Below are 15,328 nucleotides of genomic sequence, written 5' to 3' on the forward strand. Positions count from 1 at the left end.
ATCCCGGGCTTGCGAGATCCCGGGCCTGCGGGCTGCAGGGTCCCGGGCCTGCGGGCTGCGGGCTGCGGGCTGCCGGATCCCAGGCCTGCGGGCTGCGGGCTGCGGGCTGCGGGATCCCAAGCCTGCGTGCTGCGCGCTGCGGCTAGATCAGCCCGTGCTCGCCGAGGTAGTCCAGCTGGGCCCGTACCGACAGCTCCGCGGCCGGCCACAGGGAGCGGTCCACGTCCGCGTAGACGTGGGCGACGACCTCGGCCGGGCCGCGGTGGCCGTTCTCCACGGCCGTCTCGACCTGGGCGAGCCGGTGGGCTCGGTGGGCCAGATAGAACTCGACGGCGCCCTGGGCGTCCTCCAGGACGGGTCCGTGGCCCGGCAGGACCGTGTGGACGCCGTCGTCGACCGTCAGGGAGCGCAGCCGTCGTAGCGAGTCCAGGTAGTCGCCCAGGCGGCCGTCCGGGTGGGCCACCACCGTCGTGCCGCGCCCCAGGATGGTGTCGCCGGTCAGGATCGCGCGGTCGGCCGGGAGGTGGAAGCTCAGGGAGTCGGCGGTGTGGCCTGGGGTGGGTACGACCCGGAGCTCCAGGCCGCCGGTCGTGATCACGTCGCCGGCCGCCAGTCCCTCGTCACCCAGGCGCAGCGCCGGGTCGAGGGCACGCACGCGCGTGCGGGTCAGCTCGGCGAAGCGGACGGCGCCCTCGGCGTGGTCGGGGTGCCCGTGGGTCAGGAGGGTGAGCGCGATGCGCTTGCCGGCCTTCTCCGCCGTGTCGACGACGTTCTCGAGATGGCCGTCGTCCAGCGGACCGGGGTCGATCACGACGGCCAGGTCGGAGTCGGGCTCGGCGACGATCCAGGTGTTCGTGCCGTCCAGGGTCATCACGGAGGCGTTGGGCGCCAGCACGTTGACGGCCCGTGCGGTGGCGGGACCCGAGAGGACCCCGCCGCGCGGCTGGCCGGGCAGGGCTGCTGCGTTCGTCATGCTCAGGCTCCCCCGGTCGTGAGGTCGGTCGGTATGTGCTTGGTGAACTCGTCGTGGCCCGGCCAGCTCAGGACGATCTCGCCGTCCTCCAGGCGGGCGCGGGCCAGTACCGGGGTCATGTCCCGCGCGGGCGCCGCCGCGAGGGTCTCGGCGGCCGTGCCGTACGGCATCAGCTGGCGCAGGGTCGCGATCGTGGGCGGCATCATCAGCAGCTCGCCCTTGTCGTACCCGGCGGCCGCCTCCGCCGGGCGGATCCACACCGTGCGGTCGGCCTCCGTGGAGGCGTTCCGGGTGCGCTGGCCCTCCGGGAGGGCGGCGACGAAGAACCAGGTGTCGTAGCGGCGGGACTCGAATTCCGGGGTGATCCAGCGTGTCCAGGCGCCCAGCAGGTCCGAGCGCAGGACCAGGCCCCGCCGGTCCAGGAACTGGGCGAAGGACAGATCACGGGCGACCAGGGCCGCGCGGTCGGCCTCCCAGTCGTCCCCGGTGGTGTCCCCGACCACGGCGTCGGCGGCCGGGCCCGCGAGCAGGACGCCGGCCTCCTCGTACGTCTCCCGCACGGCGGCGCAGACGATCGCCTGGGCGCCCGCCTCGTCGACGCCGAGCCGCTGCGCCCACCACGCGCGCGTGGGGCCCGCCCAGCGGACCTGCTGGTCGTCGTCGCGCGGGTCGACACCGCCGCCGGGATACGCGTACGCGCCTCCGGCGAAGGCCATGGAGGCGCGTCTGCGCAGCATGTGGACGACGGGACCGCCGGGGGTGTCCTTGAGGAGCAGGACGGTCGCCGCGCGCTTCGGGGTCACCGGCACGAGGGTGCCCTCCGCGTGTGCGCGGATGCGGTCCGGCCACTCCGGGGGATACCACTGTCCATCGGCCATTACCGGAGGCTATCCCGTGGGGAGCGAATGTTCGAGAGGGGCTCCGGGGCACCCGGAGGTGCCACGGGAAGCACTCACGGCGGCTACCGGCCGGATGCCGCCGCGGCAGCACTTACGTCGGCTACCGGCCGGATGCCGTCACGGCAGCACTTACGTCGGCTACCGCCCGGATGCCGTCACGGCAGCACTTACGTCGGCTACCGCCCGGATGCCGTTACGACAGCGCTTACGTCGGCTACCGGCCGGATGCCGTTACGGCAGCAGTTCGACCTGGACCTCGACCTCGACCGGTGCGTCCAGCGGGAGCACCGCGACGCCCACCGCGCTGCGCGCGTGCACGCCCTTGTCGCCGAGGACCTCGCCGAGCAGCTCGCTGGCTCCGTTGATCACGCCGGGCTGGCCGGTGAAGTCGGTCGCGGAGGCGACGAAGCCGACGACCTTCACCACGCGCGCGATGCGGTCCAGGTCACCGGCGACGGACTTCACGGCGGCGAGGGCGTTCAGCGCGCAGGTGCGGGCCAGTTCCTTGGCCTCCTCCGCGGTGACCTCGGCACCGACCTTGCCGGTGACCGGAAGCTTGCCGTCCACCATCGGCAGCTGGCCCGAGGTGTAGACGTACACACCCGACCGGACGGCCGGCTGGTAGGCGGCGAGCGGCGGGACGACCGCCGGCAGCGAAAGACCGAGTTCGGCCAGCTTGGCCTCGACGGCGCTCGTCACGGCTTCTCCCGCTTCAGGTAGGCCACGAGCTGTTCGGGGTTGTTGGGCCCGGGCACGACCTGGACGAGCTCCCAGCCGTCCTCGCCCCAGGTGTCCAGAATCTGCTTCGTGGCATGGACGAGCAGCGGCACGGTTGCGTATTCCCACTTGGTCATGGGGCCGACTGTATCCGCTGTGACGGACGGGACACGTGGCCGACCGCCGGGCAGGTCACGGCCCGTTGCCACCGGCCTCGGCGGCCGACCGCACGCACGGTTGTCCACAGCCTCCCGCGTGAGTGTCCGGCCGACTGGTTAGTCTCGAAGATGTGAGCAGGCTCCAGGTCGTCAGCGGCAAGGGCGGGACCGGAAAGACGACGGTCGCCGCCGCACTCGCGCTGGCCCTCGCGACCGAGGGGAAGCGGACGCTTCTCGTGGAGGTCGAGGGTCGGCAGGGCATCGCCCAGCTCTTCGAGACGGAGGCGTTGCCCTACGAAGAGCGGAAGATCGCGGTCGCGCCGGGAGGCGGTGAGGTCTATGCGCTGGCCATCGATCCCGAACTGGCCCTTCTGGACTACCTCCAGATGTTCTACAAGCTCGGCGGGGCCGGCCGGGCCCTGAAGAAACTCGGCGCGATCGACTTCGCCACCACCATCGCACCGGGCCTCAGGGACGTCCTCCTGACCGGCAAGGCGTGCGAGGCGGTGCGCAGGAAGGACAAGGCCGGCCGGTTCATCTACGACTACGTCGTCATGGACGCCCCGCCGACCGGCCGCATCACCCGCTTCCTGAACGTGAACGACGAGGTGGCCGGGCTCGCCAAGATCGGCCCGATACACAATCAGGCGCAGGCCGTGATGCGGGTGCTGAAGTCCAAGGAGACGGCCGTGCACCTGGTCACCCTGCTGGAGGAGATGCCGGTCCAGGAGACCGCCGACGGCATCGCCGAACTGCGCGCGGCGCGGCTGCCGGTGGGCCGGGTCATCGTGAACATGGTCCGGCCGGAGGTGTTGGACGCGGCCGACCTGGAACTCGTAAGGACCGTGCCGCGCACCGCCGTGGCGCAGACGCTGTCCGCCGCCGGTCTGGGCGGGGCGCGGCGCGGCGGGAAGGCCGAGCAGCTGGTGGACCCGCTGCTCGCCCAGGCCGCCGAGTACGCCGAGCGGTACGCGCTGGAGCACGAGCAGCGCGCGGTCCTCGCCGAGCTGGACCTGGAGCGGCACGAACTGCCGCTGCTCGCCGAGGGGATGGACCTGGCGGGCCTGTACGAACTCGCCACCGAGCTGCGGAAACAGGGGATGTCATGACTTCGGACCCGGATCCGGACCCGGCGCAGGACGGCACGCGCCGACTGGCCCACGCGCCGGCGCTCGACGTCGACGCGCTGCTCGACGACCCGAACACCCGGATCGTGGTGTGCTGCGGCTCGGGCGGGGTCGGGAAGACGACCACCGCGGCGGCGCTGGGGCTGCGGGCCGCCGAGCGCGGCCGCAAGGTGGTCGTGCTCACCATCGACCCGGCCAAGCGGCTGGCGCAGTCCATGGGCATCGACTCCCTCGACAACGTGCCCCGGAAGGTGAAGGGCACCGAGGACCGAGGAGAGGCGTCACGCGGCGATGCGACCGCGGGCGACGGACACCGGGCGAGCCGCGGTTCGGCCAAGGCCGACGGACATCGGGCGAGCAGCGGTTCGGCCAAGGCCGACGGACATCGGGCGGGCAGCGGTTCGGCCGGGGACGGCGAGCGGCGGGCCGGCGGCGACAAGACCGACGGCGGGCAGCGGGCCGATGGCGACAGGACCGACGACGGCGGGCAGCGGGCCGGTGGCGAACTGCACGCCATGATGCTCGACATGAAGCGCACCTTCGACGAGGTCGTCGAGGCGCACGCGGACGCCGAGCGGGCGGCGGCCATCCTGGCCAACCCCTTCTACCAGTCGCTCTCGGCGGGCTTCGCGGGCACGCAGGAGTACATGGCCATGGAGAAGCTGGGCCAGCTGCGAGCCCGGGACGAGTGGGACCTGATCGTCGTCGACACCCCGCCCTCCCGATCCGCGCTGGACTTCCTGGACGCGCCGAAGCGGCTGGGCTCCTTCCTGGACGGCAAGCTGATCCGCCTGCTCACCGCGCCGGCGAAGCTGGGCGGCCGCGCGGGCATGGCCTTCCTGAACGTCGGCATGTCGATGATGACCGGCACTCTCGGCAAGCTGCTCGGCGGGCAACTGCTCAAGGACGTGCAGACGTTCGTGGCCGCGATGGACACGACGTTCGGCGGGTTCCGTACACGCGCGGACGCGACGTACAAGCTGCTGCAGGCGCCCGGTACGGCGTTCCTGGTGGTGGCGGCTCCGGAACGGGACGCGCTGCGCGAAGCCGCGTACTTCGTGGAGCGGCTGGCCGCGGAGGACATGCCGCTGGTCGGTCTGGTCCTCAACCGTGTCCACGGCAGCGGTGCCGCCCGGCTGTCCGCCGAGCGCGCGCTCGCCGCCGCGGAAAACCTTGAGGTCGCGGAAAATCTTGAGGAGTCCCGCATTGTGGATCAGGGCGACGGGAAAGCTGGACTTCGTAACTCTCCCGACACGTACGGCAGTTCTGAATCATCCGCGTCCGAGTCCGACGGCTCCCCCTCGTCCGGCCTCGACGGGACGACGACATCCCAGACGCCCCCGGCACACCAGGAACCCCAGGCAGACGAATCCCCCTCGTCCCTGCCAGCGCCCGACGCGTCCGAGCCCGACTCCGATCCATCCAGCGGCGCGGACCGCACCGTGGACCAGCTCACCGCAGGCCTGCTGAGACTGCACGCCGAGCGCATGCAGCTGCTCTCCCGCGAGCAGCGCACACGTGACCGCTTCACCGCACGCCACCCCGAGGTGGCCGTGGTCGAAGTGGCCGCGCTGCCCGGCGATGTGCACGACCTCGCGGGACTGCGGGACATCGGCGACCGGCTCGCGGCCGGCCGACCGGAGCTGCCGTAGCCGAACGGCCGTAGCCGAACCGACCAGCCAAGCTGCCGTAGTCGTCTACCGGTAGTCGGTCGTATACCGGAGTCGGTCGTATGCCCGTAGCCGGCCGAATGCCCGTTGTCGTATGCCCGTAGCCGTACGCCCGCGGAGTCTCCGGAGGGCTTATGCCACCGGCAGGTTCGGCGGGTTGTGCGGTCGGTGGCGCGGCGGGTGATTCAGCTCACTGCCGCGTAGTTCTCGTACACCTCGTCGCTGTCGAGGGGGACGATGCCGGTCCCCCGCTCGTACTCCGAGCGCGCTGTCTCCAGGAGCCTGCGCCAGGAGGTCACGGTGGGCCGCCTGCGCAGCAGTGCGCGGCGCTCCCGCTCGGTCATTCCTCCCCACACGCCGAACTCGACGCGATTGTCCAGCGCGTCGGCCAGGCATTCCGTGCGTACCGGACACCCGGTGCACACCGCCTTGGCCCTGTTCTGCGCTGCTCCCTGAACGAACAGTTCATCCGGATCGGTAGTGCGGCAGGCAGCCTGCGCACTCCAGTCGGTTACCCAGCCCATACCGGCGCCGTCCTCTCCCGAATCGAGGCTCCCCCACGGCGGCAGCGGCATATTCACCGCCGCCAGTTGAGGACGTTACGGAAGGTGGGCACAGCGCAACACCCCCTTCGGGCCCAATCTTGAATGGCCCGAACGGACTATGGGTAAGCGGCAGATCACCCGCGGGAGTGAGCTGACGACATGCGTGATCATCCCGGCAAACCGGGACAGCTGTGGTGCGTCACAACGGACACCGGATGACACACGAGGCGGATTCGGACACGCCTTCAACACATCACCCGAAAAAAATGGGCGGGTTCCGGAACGATTCGGGGTCGCCGGACGTATTGATACGTGGCCGCGCTGCTGTGACAGTTGAGAGCAGCTTAGGCCAAGGCCTGCACGTGTGTCCGGCGAATGGCAAGGTAGACCGTTCATGTCGTCGTGCCGTCGGCCGGGCGCAGCCATGCGGTCAGGCGGATCGGACCGCCGCGGGCCGGTGTTCTGGTCGTGTCGCCCTCTATGTCACGATCCGGCACCCGAACATCCCGAGAGCAGCCCGCTCACGCGGAATGCTCATCCCTACGGATTAGGCTGCCCCCATGCCAAAGAAGCGCTCGGGCGGTGGTCTGTCGACCACGCAGCAGGCCGCCAAGTTCCTCGGTGTCAGTGTGCTCGCGGGAGCCGTGATGGCGGGCATCGCACTGCCCGCGGCCGGCGCCCTGGGCCTCGCGGCCAAGGGTTCCGTCCAGGGCTTCGACGACATCCCGGCCAACCTGAAGAGCCCGCAGCTCAGCCAGCGGACCAGGATCCTCGACAGCAAGGGCAACCAGATCGCCCAGGTCTACTCCCGTGACCGCACGGTGGTGGACCTCAAGGACATCTCGCCCTACATGCAGAAGGCGATCGTCGCGATCGAGGACTCGCGCTACTACCAGCACGGCGCCATCGACCTGAAGGGCGTCCTGCGCGCGCTGAACAAGAACGCGGTGAGCGGCGGGGTCGCCCAGGGCGCCTCCACACTCACCCAGCAGCTGGTGAAGAACTACTTCATCGAGGAGGCCGGCGACGACCCCACCAAGGTCGCGCAGGCCACCCAGCAGACCCTCGGCCGCAAGGTCAAGGAGCTGAAGTACGCGATCCAGCTGGAGGAGAAGCTCGGCAAGAAGAAGATCCTCGAGAACTACCTGAACATCACCTTCTTCGGCGAGCAGGCCTACGGCATCGAGGCCGCCTCCCAGCGCTACTTCTCCCAGCACGCCAAGAACCTCAACCTCCAGCAGTCGGCCCTGCTGGCCGGCATCGTGCAGTCGCCCAGCCGCTACGACCCTGTCAACGACGAGGCCGAGGCCACCAAGCGGCGCAACGTCGTGCTTGAGCGCATGGCCCAGCTCGGCGACATCTCCCAGGCGGAGGCCGACAAGGCCAAGGAAGCCCCGCTCGGCCTGCATGTCACCCAGCCCAAGAACGGCTGCATCACCGCCTCCAAGGGCGCCGGGTTCTTCTGCAAGTACGTCGAGAACGTCTTCCTCACCGACCCGACCTTCGGCAAGACCCGCGAGGCGCGCGCCAAACTCTGGAACCAGGGCGGCCTGACCATCCGTACCACCCTGGACCCGCAGGCCCAGGACTCGGTGCAGAGCTCGATCAAGGACCACGTCTACAAGGCCGACTCGGTCGCCGCGGCCGCCACCCTCGTGGAGCCCGGCAGCGGCAAGATCCTGGCGATGGGTCAGTCGAAGCCGTACGGCTACAACAAGAACGAGACTGAGTACAACTTCTCGGTCGACCGGGACTACGGCGGCTCCAACTACGGCTTCCCGACGGGTTCGACGTTCAAGCCGTTCGTGGCCGCGGCCGCCATCGAGGGCGGCAAGCCGGCGACGCAGGAGTACTCGGCGCCGTACAAGATGAACTACCCGAGCCCCGTCCAGCAGTGCGACGGCAAGCAGTGGGTCAACACGGACAACGAGCAGGTCGAGAACGAGAACGAGTCCGAGGTCGGGCCGTACCAGATGAAGAAGGCGATGGCGAAGTCCATCAACACCTACTTCGTCCAGCTGATCTCCGACATCGGCCTGTGCCCGGTAGTCAAGATGACCGACGCGCTCCACGTCCACCAGGGCGACGGCTCGAAGCTCCCGCAGACCCCGTCCATCGCCCTCGGCGCGATCGGCCTCTCCCCGCTGACCATGGCGAGCGCGTACGCGACCTTCGCCGACCGCGGCATGTACTGCACGCCGGTCGCCGTCGAGTCGATCACCCAGAAGGTCGGCAACGAGCAGAAGTCCCTGCCCGTGCCGAAGTCGACCTGCTCGCGGGCGATGAGCGAGAAGACCGCCGACACCATCAACACCCTGCTGCGCGGAGTGGTCGACTCCGGTACCGGTCAGGAGGCCGGCCTGGACGACCGCGAGAGCGCCGGCAAGACGGGTACGACGGACCAGCGCAAGAACGCCTGGTTCGTCGGCTACACGCCCAACCTCGCGGGCGCGGTCTGGGTCGGCAGCGCCAAGCAGAACGTCGAGATGACCAACATCACCATCGGCGGCGTCTACCACTCCGAGGTCTTCGGCGCCGACACGCCCGGCCCGATCTGGAAGGACGCCATGACCGGCGCCCTGGAGGGCAAGCAGTCGGAGTCCTTCAACCTCATCGACATCCCGGACGAGAACGACCACGACAAGGGCAACGGGAACGGGAACGGCCACGGCCGCAACGGCGACGACACGGGCGGCCTGATCGGCGGTCTCATCGGCGGCGGCACGGGCGACGGCGGCACGACGGACGGCGCGACCACCGCCGGCACCACCACCCCGAACCCGACGTTCTCCTTCCCCGACGGCTTCATCCAGGGCAACGGGAACGGCGGGAACAACGGAAACGGTGGCCGCAGGGGCTGACCCGCCCGCTGCCGGCTTTCGCTTTCCCATCGGTACGACGGCGGGGCCGCACCTCTCTCACAGAGGTGCGGCCCCGCCGTCGTAGCGCCGCCCGAAACTTCCGGCACTGCCGGTGTTTCTGGTGCTACCGGTGTCTCTGGTGCCTACCGGTGTTTCTGGTGCTACCGGTGTCTCTGGTGCTACCGGTGTCTCTGGCGCTACCGGTGTCTCTGGCGCTGCCGGCGCTTCCGGCCCTTCTGGCGCTACCGGTGTTTCTGGTGCTACCGGCGCTGCCGGCCCGTCAGCCCTGGAGCCGCTGCTTCACCGCGGCGGCGACGCGGCCGCCCTCGGCCAGTCCGGCCACCTTCGGGTTCACGATCTTCATCACGGCGCCCATGGCACGCGGCCCCTCGGCGCCCGCCGCCTTCGCCTCCTCGACGGCCGCGGCGACGATCCCCGCCAGCTCCTCGTCGCTGAGCTGCTTGGGCAGGTACTCGTCGAGGAGCTCGCCCTCCGCCTTCTCCCGCTCGGCGCTCTCGACGCGGCCGCCCTGCGCGAAGGCCTCGGCCGCCTCCCGACGCTTCTTCGCCTCCTTGGCGATCACCTTGAGCACCTCGTCGTCGGAGAGCTCGCGCTTCTCCTTGCCCGCGACCTCCTCCTTGGTGATCGCGGCGAGCGTCAGCCGGAGCGTCGAGGAGCGGAGCTCGTCGCGTGCCTTGATCGCGGAGTTGAGGTCGTCGTGCAGCTTCGACTTGAGCGTGGTGGTCATGGTTCCGATTGTCGCAGGTGCCGCACGCGGACCGCCCGCCGTTTTACCCGCCCGGTCGGCGGCCGGTCATGAGTCCCGCCGCGCGTCTGACACGATGGTTGTATGCGCGCTCGATACGGAGTACCCCTGGGAATCGCGGCGTTCGGTGCCGCCGGTGTGTTGTACGCGGCCGGCTTCGAGGTCCGTTCGTTCCGCCTGCGCCGGGTGACGGTCCCGGTCCTCCCGCCGGGGATGCGCCCGCTGCGCGTGCTCCAGGTCTCCGACATCCACATGGTGAGCGGGCAGCGCAAGAAGCAGCGCTGGCTGCAGTCGCTGGCGGGCCTGCGCCCGGACTTCGTGATCAACACGGGCGACAACCTGTCCGACCCGGAGGGCATCCCCGAGGTCCTGGACGCGCTCGGGCCCCTGATGGACTTCCCCGGCGCGTACGTCTTCGGCTCCAACGACTACTACGGCCCCAAACCCCGCAACCCCGCCCGCTACTTGCTGGAGAAGACGAGCGGCAGGCACGGCCTCAACGGCAATCCGCCGGTGGTCGGCGCGATCCACCTCCCGTGGGAGGACCTGCGGGACGCGTTCGACGGGGCGGGCTGGCTGAACCTGACGAACACCCGCGGTGTCCTGAAGATCGAGGGCGTCTCGGTGGAGCTGACGGGGCTGGACGACCCGCACATCAAGCGGGACCGGTACGTGCAGGTGGCGGGCGGCCCGTCCAGCGCGGCGGACTTCTCGATGGGAGTGGTCCACGCCCCGTACCTGCGTGTCCTGGACGCCTTCACGGCCGACGGCTACCCGCTGGTCCTGGCCGGCCACACGCACGGCGGCCAGCTCTGCGTCCCCTTCTACGGCGCCCTGGTCACCAACTGCGACCTGGACGCGGACCGCGTGAAGGGCCTCTCGCGGCACACGGCGGAGGGTCGTACGTCGTACCTCCACGTCTCGGCGGGCTGCGGCACCAACCGCTACACCCCGGTCCGCTTCGCGTGCCCACCGGAGGCGACGCTGCTGACGCTGGTGGGCCGGGAGTAGGAGGGATTCAAGGGGAGCCGCCCCGCTCCCCGCTCCCCGCTCCCCCTCTCTTCCTCCCCTCTCTTCCTCACCTTCCCGTAACCCACTCGGCGTAGAACAAAATGCCGGGCATGCCCCTTTATTCATACTTTGAGGGCATGACGGCTCCCATACCCCGGGACATCCCGGACCTCCCCGCGGTCCCGGGTACGCCCGTACTGCTGCCCGGCTACGTCCCGGCGACGGCGGTGGTGGCCCCCACCCGCCGCCCCGCGACCGCGGTGTTCCGCCTCCTGACAGCCGCACTGGCGTCGGCGGGCGTGGCCCTGGAGCTGCTGCTGGGCAGCCCGGGCCAGATCATGAGCTACTTCGGCGTCCAGGCGGCGATACTCCTGGCCCTGGTCAGCCTGGCCTCGGCCCGCCGCGCCTGGCAGGCGTCCCGCCCGCTGTCCTCGGCCCTGACGGGGGCGGCGCTGCTCTACATCGTGATCTCGGGGCTGGTCTACCACCTGCTCCTGGGCCACACCACGCCCCCCTTCTCCATGACGGGCGCGACACACCCGCCGGTCGCCTGGCACGGCCAGTGGCTGGCCCTGCAGCTCCTCTATACGGCGGCACCCGTGGCGGCCCTCGTGGACTGGCTGATCCTCACGCCGCCCGGCCGCCTCCACCTCCGCCAGACGGCGGCCTGGATGCTCTACCCCCTGGCCTACCTGGCGTTCTTCCTGACCCGAGCGGAGCTGCTGCTGCCCGGAACGCCGGGCCGCTACCTCTACCCCTTCCTGGACGCCGAGGAACACGGCTACCGCGGCGCGCTCGCCAACGCCCTCCTCCTGGGCCTCGCCTTCTACGCCCTGGCGGTCCTCCTGGTGGCCCTGGACCACACCCGCCCGAACCCGGTCGGCCGCCGCCCATAAACCGGATTTCGTCTCCGGCCACCGGTGGGCTAAAGTAAACGACGTCGCCGCGACAAGCAGAACAGCAGCGACACCGGGGTGTAGCGCAGCTTGGCAGCGCGCTTCGTTCGGGACGAAGAGGTCGTGGGTTCAAATCCCGCCACCCCGACAGCCAAAACAGCAGTTCAGGGCCGGTTATCCTTCACGGGAGACCGGCCCTGACTCGTTCCTCAGGGCCTCTGGGGAGTGAGCGGGGAGTGGATCAAGGAAATCGACTCCCCAGACGTCATCCTTGACGCGCTCTCAACAGTGCATCGAGCGCACGCACCGGTGACCGCGGATGCATGGCAGCCCGTGCCGCCAACGCCCCCTCCCACTGCTCGGTCAGTTCGTCCATGAGCCGGTTCCTCATCCGCGCTGTGATGTGCGAGTACCGAGCCTGCACAGAGCCGTCCTCATGCCCCATCCGTTCATCCATGAGTTTGGGCGGCGTCCCGAGTTCCTCCATGACTGTCTTGTGGGAGTGCCTCAGCCCGTGCGGAGTGAGGCCTCGCGCGATCGGCAGCCAGCACGCGTCAGCCCGACCGGAGGCATTCCGGCCCCGCGCCGGTACCCCTGGCCATGGATGCGCCATCACGGGTACGGGGCGCGCCTCCTGGGGTGCCTTCTTCGGATACCACCCCGTCGTAGCCGGATGGAACAGCCACGTCGCGAAGCCGGTACGGCGCCAATGTGCGGCCGTCTCTCCCGACTGGCCGGCACGGACGTATCCGAGGTCGGCGATGGCTGTCTCCACTCTGATTCGCGTCCGCTCCGCGACCGTGTCCGGCCGGTTCAGAACGTTCGAGACAGTGGCAGCGGAGACCTCCGCGCGGCGCGCCACGTCGACCAACTTTGCGCCGACGTGCCGGGCAGCCCCATTGGCAGGACCGTGGCCGCGGAACACGTAGGCGTGCTCGTGGCACGGGCAAGGCGCCGATTCGGTCCGGGAGATATGCCCTGCGAGCAAGCCAGCCAGCCAGCTTGGCGTGTCGATGGTCCGATAGGAGTCGTCCTTGGGCGGGCAGCGCTCGAACTCGCCAGAGTCGAGTTCGTAGAGTTGCCATTCCACCCGTACCGAGGCAGGGCGGACGAACTTCCGCTCCAGGCCGACGATTTCGCCCCATCGCATGCCGGTGTAGCCCTTCAGGACCACGGCTACGAATTCGTCGTCACGGCCAGACAGCAGCGAAGCGCGTTCAGCTGCCAGCAGGATCCCGAGAGCGTCGGTTACCACCTTCTCGGGGCCGCGGTTGCGAGAGCGTCCAGCACGCTTGCCTCGGCCGCGGCGCTTGGCTGCCGGGTTGGAGTCCCGGAGCCCTTCATCTACTGCGTCGGCGAGGATGAGGTGCAGTGTTCCGTGCCAGGTCTTCACGCTGGACGGCGCGTAGAGCGTCCGCTCCTTCTTCTCCCAGACGGCGACATCCGTGGGCTTGATATCGGCGATGGCTTTGTCCTCGAAGGCAGGAAGGAGGTGCTCCTCGATATGCCGCCTGTAGTTCTGCATAGTCGATGCGGCCAACTCCTGTGCCGCGTACCAGCGGTTCACATACTCGCCGAAGGTCTCTTTGCCTGCGTGCGGGTCGCGGTAGCCGACCTCGCGGACCTTGGCCTCCGCGTCGTTCGCTGCCTTCGCGGCCTCGCGTTTCGTGGCGAATCGGATCGTGGAACCGCTGGCGTCCACGACGGTGCGGAGCACACCCGGTGCGATCCAGTACCGGCCTCGGTAGTAGTCGGCGCGCTTCTCGCCGTAGCCCATTGTTTCCTCTCGCGACAAAGGAGGGGTGGAGGCCGGGGTTGGCCTCCACCCCTCGGGATCGGCTCCTCTATCAAGCAGCGTTCCGCGTGCGACGCGGACGGCGCGCACGAAGGCTCGCTATCGGCCGTACCTGCTGCGGCATAGCGCGACGCCGGGGTACGGCTTCGCTCTCGATGGCGGTTGCAGGGCTGGGTCGCTCTTCAAGGATGGCGAAGATCTCTCGAACGTGATCGCCAGTGAAGCGGTACCCGCTACCGCTCCTCAGGAAGGGGATGCGCCGCCGGCGGACTTGCTCCTTCACCCACCACTCCGAGCACCCGAGCGACGCCGCTACCTCCGCCGCCGAGTAGCTCAGGGGAAGTCCACTCTCCTTCGGCACCTTCGTGGCTCCTCTCTGCCTTCTGGGGGATCCGCAACATCCGCCACGCCGCAACATTGCTGGTCAGCGGCTTGAATCTGTGGCGGATGCCGTTTGTGTTGCGGATAGGTGCCGCCACGCGCGGACGCGGCGGCACCTGGGGGTGTGGCTGGTCAGCCGACGCTGCGGAGGGTGCGTGTGTCGGATTCCGCGAACATGTGGCGGCTCTCGGAAGGGCCTTCCGCCACAGATTCACCCCCGTTGACCTGCGGTGTTGCGGCTGTTGCGGCTGTTGCGGATTCTCCGGGGGGAGGGGGGCAGTAGCGGGCCCACGCGTCGCTGAGGTCCTCCGCGTAGTAGCCCTTGGGGGTGGTGCTGCCGACCCGGATTCCCTTCGGCTTGATCGGGGTGTTGTCGGGGCGGACGTACTGGCTCAACAGCTTGGCCAGGGCACGGGCGGTGAGGGGCTTGATGTGCTGTCCGTCCTCGCTCATGTCAGCCCACGGGGCGTCATCGATGCTGAGGAGGACTTCGAGGATGGCTGCGGTGGGCAGCTTGTCGACTCCGCAGAACACGCGGTCGCGGAGATCGGTCAGCAGCCGCACCCCGAGGGAGGCTTCGTCGCCTTCCCGTGCGGCCTTGATGAGCGCGGTGCAGGCGGCGCGGGCCCGCTCGGGCCAGTGCCCGCCGGCCGCGTCCGCGACCGCGAGCAGGGGCTCCCACACGTCGGCCGGCCGATCTGTGACGCCTTCGGGCATGTCCGGCCAGGCGTTCGCGATCTGCTCGTGCAGGGGCGTGGCCCAGTCGGCGAGCCGGTCGCGCAGGGCGTGGCCCTGCTTCTCGTGGACGCGGCGCCGGTAGGGCTCGCACTTCTCGTTGGGCGCCTTCTTGCGCATGCGGATGATGACGGACCGGGTCAGGATCGTGTCCGGCAGCGAGCCGAGGCCAGCCATGGCGACCGCACAGAACGACGGGAGGAAGGCAGCTTTCTGGTCGGATCCGTCGCCGACGCAGCGCAGGGACTTGGCGCCACGCCGGTACCCGGAGTTGAGGAACCCGCGGACTTCCTCGTTCCCGCCCGCTTTCGGCCCGAAGACGGTGTCGATCTCGTCAAACAGGAGCGTCGGGGTGCCTTCGTCCGCGGAGACGAGCCGGAACAGGGCGTTAGCGGAGGCGTTGACGGTGGTCGCGGACCGAGGGGTGAGAGTCTCGATGATCTCCAAGGCCCGTGACTTGCCCGAGCCCGGTTCGGGGCTGAGGAAGGCGATGCGGGCGGTGCCGTCGAGTGCGTCCATCAGGTGCGCGTGTGCGTCCCACAGGGCGACGGCGACGTAGGCGTGCTCGGTGGGAAAGACGTTGAAGCGGCGGTGGAAGGCTTCCACCTCATCCAGCAGTTCGGCGCCGTCGATGGGGCCTTCGGGCCTGCTCATGCGGCGTTCCTCCCTTCGAATCGGCGGGACGGGCACGGGGTGCGGTGAGAGCGGGGGAAGGGCTGAAAGGACGCCCTTCGGGCGGCCTTCTTTCGGCCGCCTCCGCCCGTCCCGGCGCAGGCAGACGGGGCGGCTTGCGG

At 69.6% G+C, this 15,328-nt stretch carries 13 protein-coding genes and 1 tRNA gene; 6 read left to right on the top strand and 8 right to left on the bottom strand.

Annotation, left to right across the window (positions count from 1 at the left end):
* Positions 1-142 precede the first annotated feature (142 nt).
* The 4 genes from ACWDGI_RS22405 to ACWDGI_RS22420 form a co-directional block, all read right to left on the bottom strand.
* On the bottom strand, positions 143-973 hold the full coding sequence (locus ACWDGI_RS22405) for an MBL fold metallo-hydrolase (protein ID WP_351713357.1): 831 nt from the start codon (positions 971-973) through the stop codon (positions 143-145).
* A 2-nt stretch (positions 974-975) separates the two neighbouring features.
* Positions 976-1,851, bottom strand: a complete 876-nt coding sequence (locus ACWDGI_RS22410; RefSeq protein ID WP_450761591.1) for an NUDIX hydrolase — start codon at positions 1,849-1,851, stop codon at positions 976-978.
* A gap of 252 nt (positions 1,852-2,103) precedes the next feature.
* Entirely contained in the window at positions 2,104-2,571 is a 468-nt protein-coding gene (locus ACWDGI_RS22415; protein WP_450761593.1) for a RidA family protein, read from the bottom strand.
* Positions 2,568-2,726 carry a DUF4177 domain-containing protein gene (locus tag ACWDGI_RS22420; protein ID WP_019992579.1) on the bottom strand — a complete coding sequence of 53 codons (159 nt, stop codon included), beginning with the start codon at positions 2,724-2,726 and terminating at the stop codon, positions 2,568-2,570. Before ACWDGI_RS22420 ends, ACWDGI_RS22415 begins: the two co-directional genes overlap by 4 nt.
* Before the next feature lie 152 nt (positions 2,727-2,878).
* On the opposite strand from ACWDGI_RS22420, the gene ACWDGI_RS22425 reads away from it, so the two are divergent.
* On the top strand, positions 2,879-3,856 hold the full coding sequence (locus ACWDGI_RS22425) for an ArsA family ATPase (RefSeq protein WP_450761595.1): 978 nt from the start codon (positions 2,879-2,881) through the stop codon (positions 3,854-3,856).
* The gene (locus ACWDGI_RS22430) at positions 3,853-5,526 is read left to right on the top strand and encodes an ArsA-related P-loop ATPase (RefSeq protein ID WP_450761597.1); all 1,674 of its coding nucleotides are present in this window, start codon (positions 3,853-3,855) and stop codon (positions 5,524-5,526) included. Before ACWDGI_RS22425 ends, ACWDGI_RS22430 begins: the two co-directional genes overlap by 4 nt.
* Positions 5,527-5,729: 203 nt before the next feature.
* Here the strand turns inward: ACWDGI_RS22430 and wblA are convergent, their stop codons facing one another.
* The gene (wblA, locus tag ACWDGI_RS22435) at positions 5,730-6,068 is read right to left on the bottom strand and encodes a transcriptional regulator WblA (protein WP_132856581.1); all 339 of its coding nucleotides are present in this window, start codon (positions 6,066-6,068) and stop codon (positions 5,730-5,732) included.
* 581 nt (positions 6,069-6,649) lie between these two features.
* Between wblA and ACWDGI_RS22440 the strand changes: the two genes are divergently transcribed.
* Entirely contained in the window at positions 6,650-8,950 is a 2,301-nt protein-coding gene (locus ACWDGI_RS22440; RefSeq protein ID WP_450761599.1) for a transglycosylase domain-containing protein, read from the top strand.
* Between the two features lie 280 nt (positions 8,951-9,230).
* On the opposite strand, the gene ACWDGI_RS22445 is transcribed toward ACWDGI_RS22440, so the two are convergent.
* Positions 9,231-9,698 carry a GatB/YqeY domain-containing protein gene (locus tag ACWDGI_RS22445; protein WP_450761600.1) on the bottom strand — a complete coding sequence of 156 codons (468 nt, stop codon included), beginning with the start codon at positions 9,696-9,698 and terminating at the stop codon, positions 9,231-9,233.
* A 102-nt stretch (positions 9,699-9,800) separates the two neighbouring features.
* Between ACWDGI_RS22445 and ACWDGI_RS22450 the strand changes: the two genes are divergently transcribed.
* The 3 genes from ACWDGI_RS22450 to ACWDGI_RS22460 all read left to right on the top strand — a co-directional run bounded on the left by ACWDGI_RS22450 (position 9,801) and on the right by ACWDGI_RS22460 (position 11,771).
* Positions 9,801-10,727: a metallophosphoesterase gene (locus ACWDGI_RS22450; protein ID WP_450761602.1), complete on the top strand. Its 927-nt coding sequence runs from the start codon at positions 9,801-9,803 to the stop codon at positions 10,725-10,727.
* Positions 10,728-10,864: 137 nt separating this feature from the next.
* A complete protein-coding gene (locus ACWDGI_RS22455; RefSeq protein ID WP_450761604.1) occupies positions 10,865-11,623 on the top strand; it encodes a Pr6Pr family membrane protein in 759 nt (252 codons plus the stop codon).
* 74 nt (positions 11,624-11,697) lie between these two features.
* A tRNA-Pro gene (locus ACWDGI_RS22460) sits at positions 11,698-11,771 on the top strand.
* 117 nt (positions 11,772-11,888) lie between these two features.
* Here ACWDGI_RS22460 and ACWDGI_RS22465 read toward each other — a convergent pair.
* Positions 11,889-13,400 carry a LacI family DNA-binding transcriptional regulator gene (locus ACWDGI_RS22465; protein ID WP_450761606.1) on the bottom strand — a complete coding sequence of 504 codons (1,512 nt, stop codon included), beginning with the start codon at positions 13,398-13,400 and terminating at the stop codon, positions 11,889-11,891.
* 531 nt (positions 13,401-13,931) lie between these two features.
* A complete protein-coding gene (locus ACWDGI_RS22470) occupies positions 13,932-15,188 on the bottom strand; it encodes a DUF3631 domain-containing protein (protein WP_450761608.1) in 1,257 nt (418 codons plus the stop codon).
* Between the last annotated feature and the right edge of the window lie 140 nt (positions 15,189-15,328).

The organism is Streptomyces sp. NPDC001220 (assembly GCF_053597895.1).

What these genes read in the sequence shown, in the direction of transcription:
- ACWDGI_RS22440 (WP_450761599.1), top strand. Translation starts at nt 6,650, where the DNA reads ATGCCAAAGAAGCGCTCGGGCGGTGGTCTGTCGACCACGCAGCAGGCC.
- ACWDGI_RS22450 (WP_450761602.1), top strand. Translation starts at nt 9,801, where the DNA reads ATGCGCGCTCGATACGGAGTACCCCTGGGAATCGCGGCGTTCGGTGCC.
- ACWDGI_RS22455 (WP_450761604.1), top strand. Translation starts at nt 10,865, where the DNA reads ATGACGGCTCCCATACCCCGGGACATCCCGGACCTCCCCGCGGTCCCG.
- wblA (WP_132856581.1), bottom strand. Translation starts at nt 6,068, where the DNA reads ATGGGCTGGGTAACCGACTGGAGTGCGCAGGCTGCCTGCCGCACTACC.
- ACWDGI_RS22410 (WP_450761591.1), bottom strand. Translation starts at nt 1,851, where the DNA reads ATGGCCGATGGACAGTGGTATCCCCCGGAGTGGCCGGACCGCATCCGC.
- ACWDGI_RS22445 (WP_450761600.1), bottom strand. Translation starts at nt 9,698, where the DNA reads ATGACCACCACGCTCAAGTCGAAGCTGCACGACGACCTCAACTCCGCG.
- ACWDGI_RS22470 (WP_450761608.1), bottom strand. Translation starts at nt 15,188, where the DNA reads ATGAGCAGGCCCGAAGGCCCCATCGACGGCGCCGAACTGCTGGATGAG.
- ACWDGI_RS22405 (WP_351713357.1), bottom strand. Translation starts at nt 973, where the DNA reads ATGACGAACGCAGCAGCCCTGCCCGGCCAGCCGCGCGGCGGGGTCCTC.
- ACWDGI_RS22430 (WP_450761597.1), top strand. Translation starts at nt 3,853, where the DNA reads ATGACTTCGGACCCGGATCCGGACCCGGCGCAGGACGGCACGCGCCGA.
- ACWDGI_RS22420 (WP_019992579.1), bottom strand. Translation starts at nt 2,726, where the DNA reads ATGACCAAGTGGGAATACGCAACCGTGCCGCTGCTCGTCCATGCCACG.
- ACWDGI_RS22465 (WP_450761606.1), bottom strand. Translation starts at nt 13,400, where the DNA reads ATGGGCTACGGCGAGAAGCGCGCCGACTACTACCGAGGCCGGTACTGG.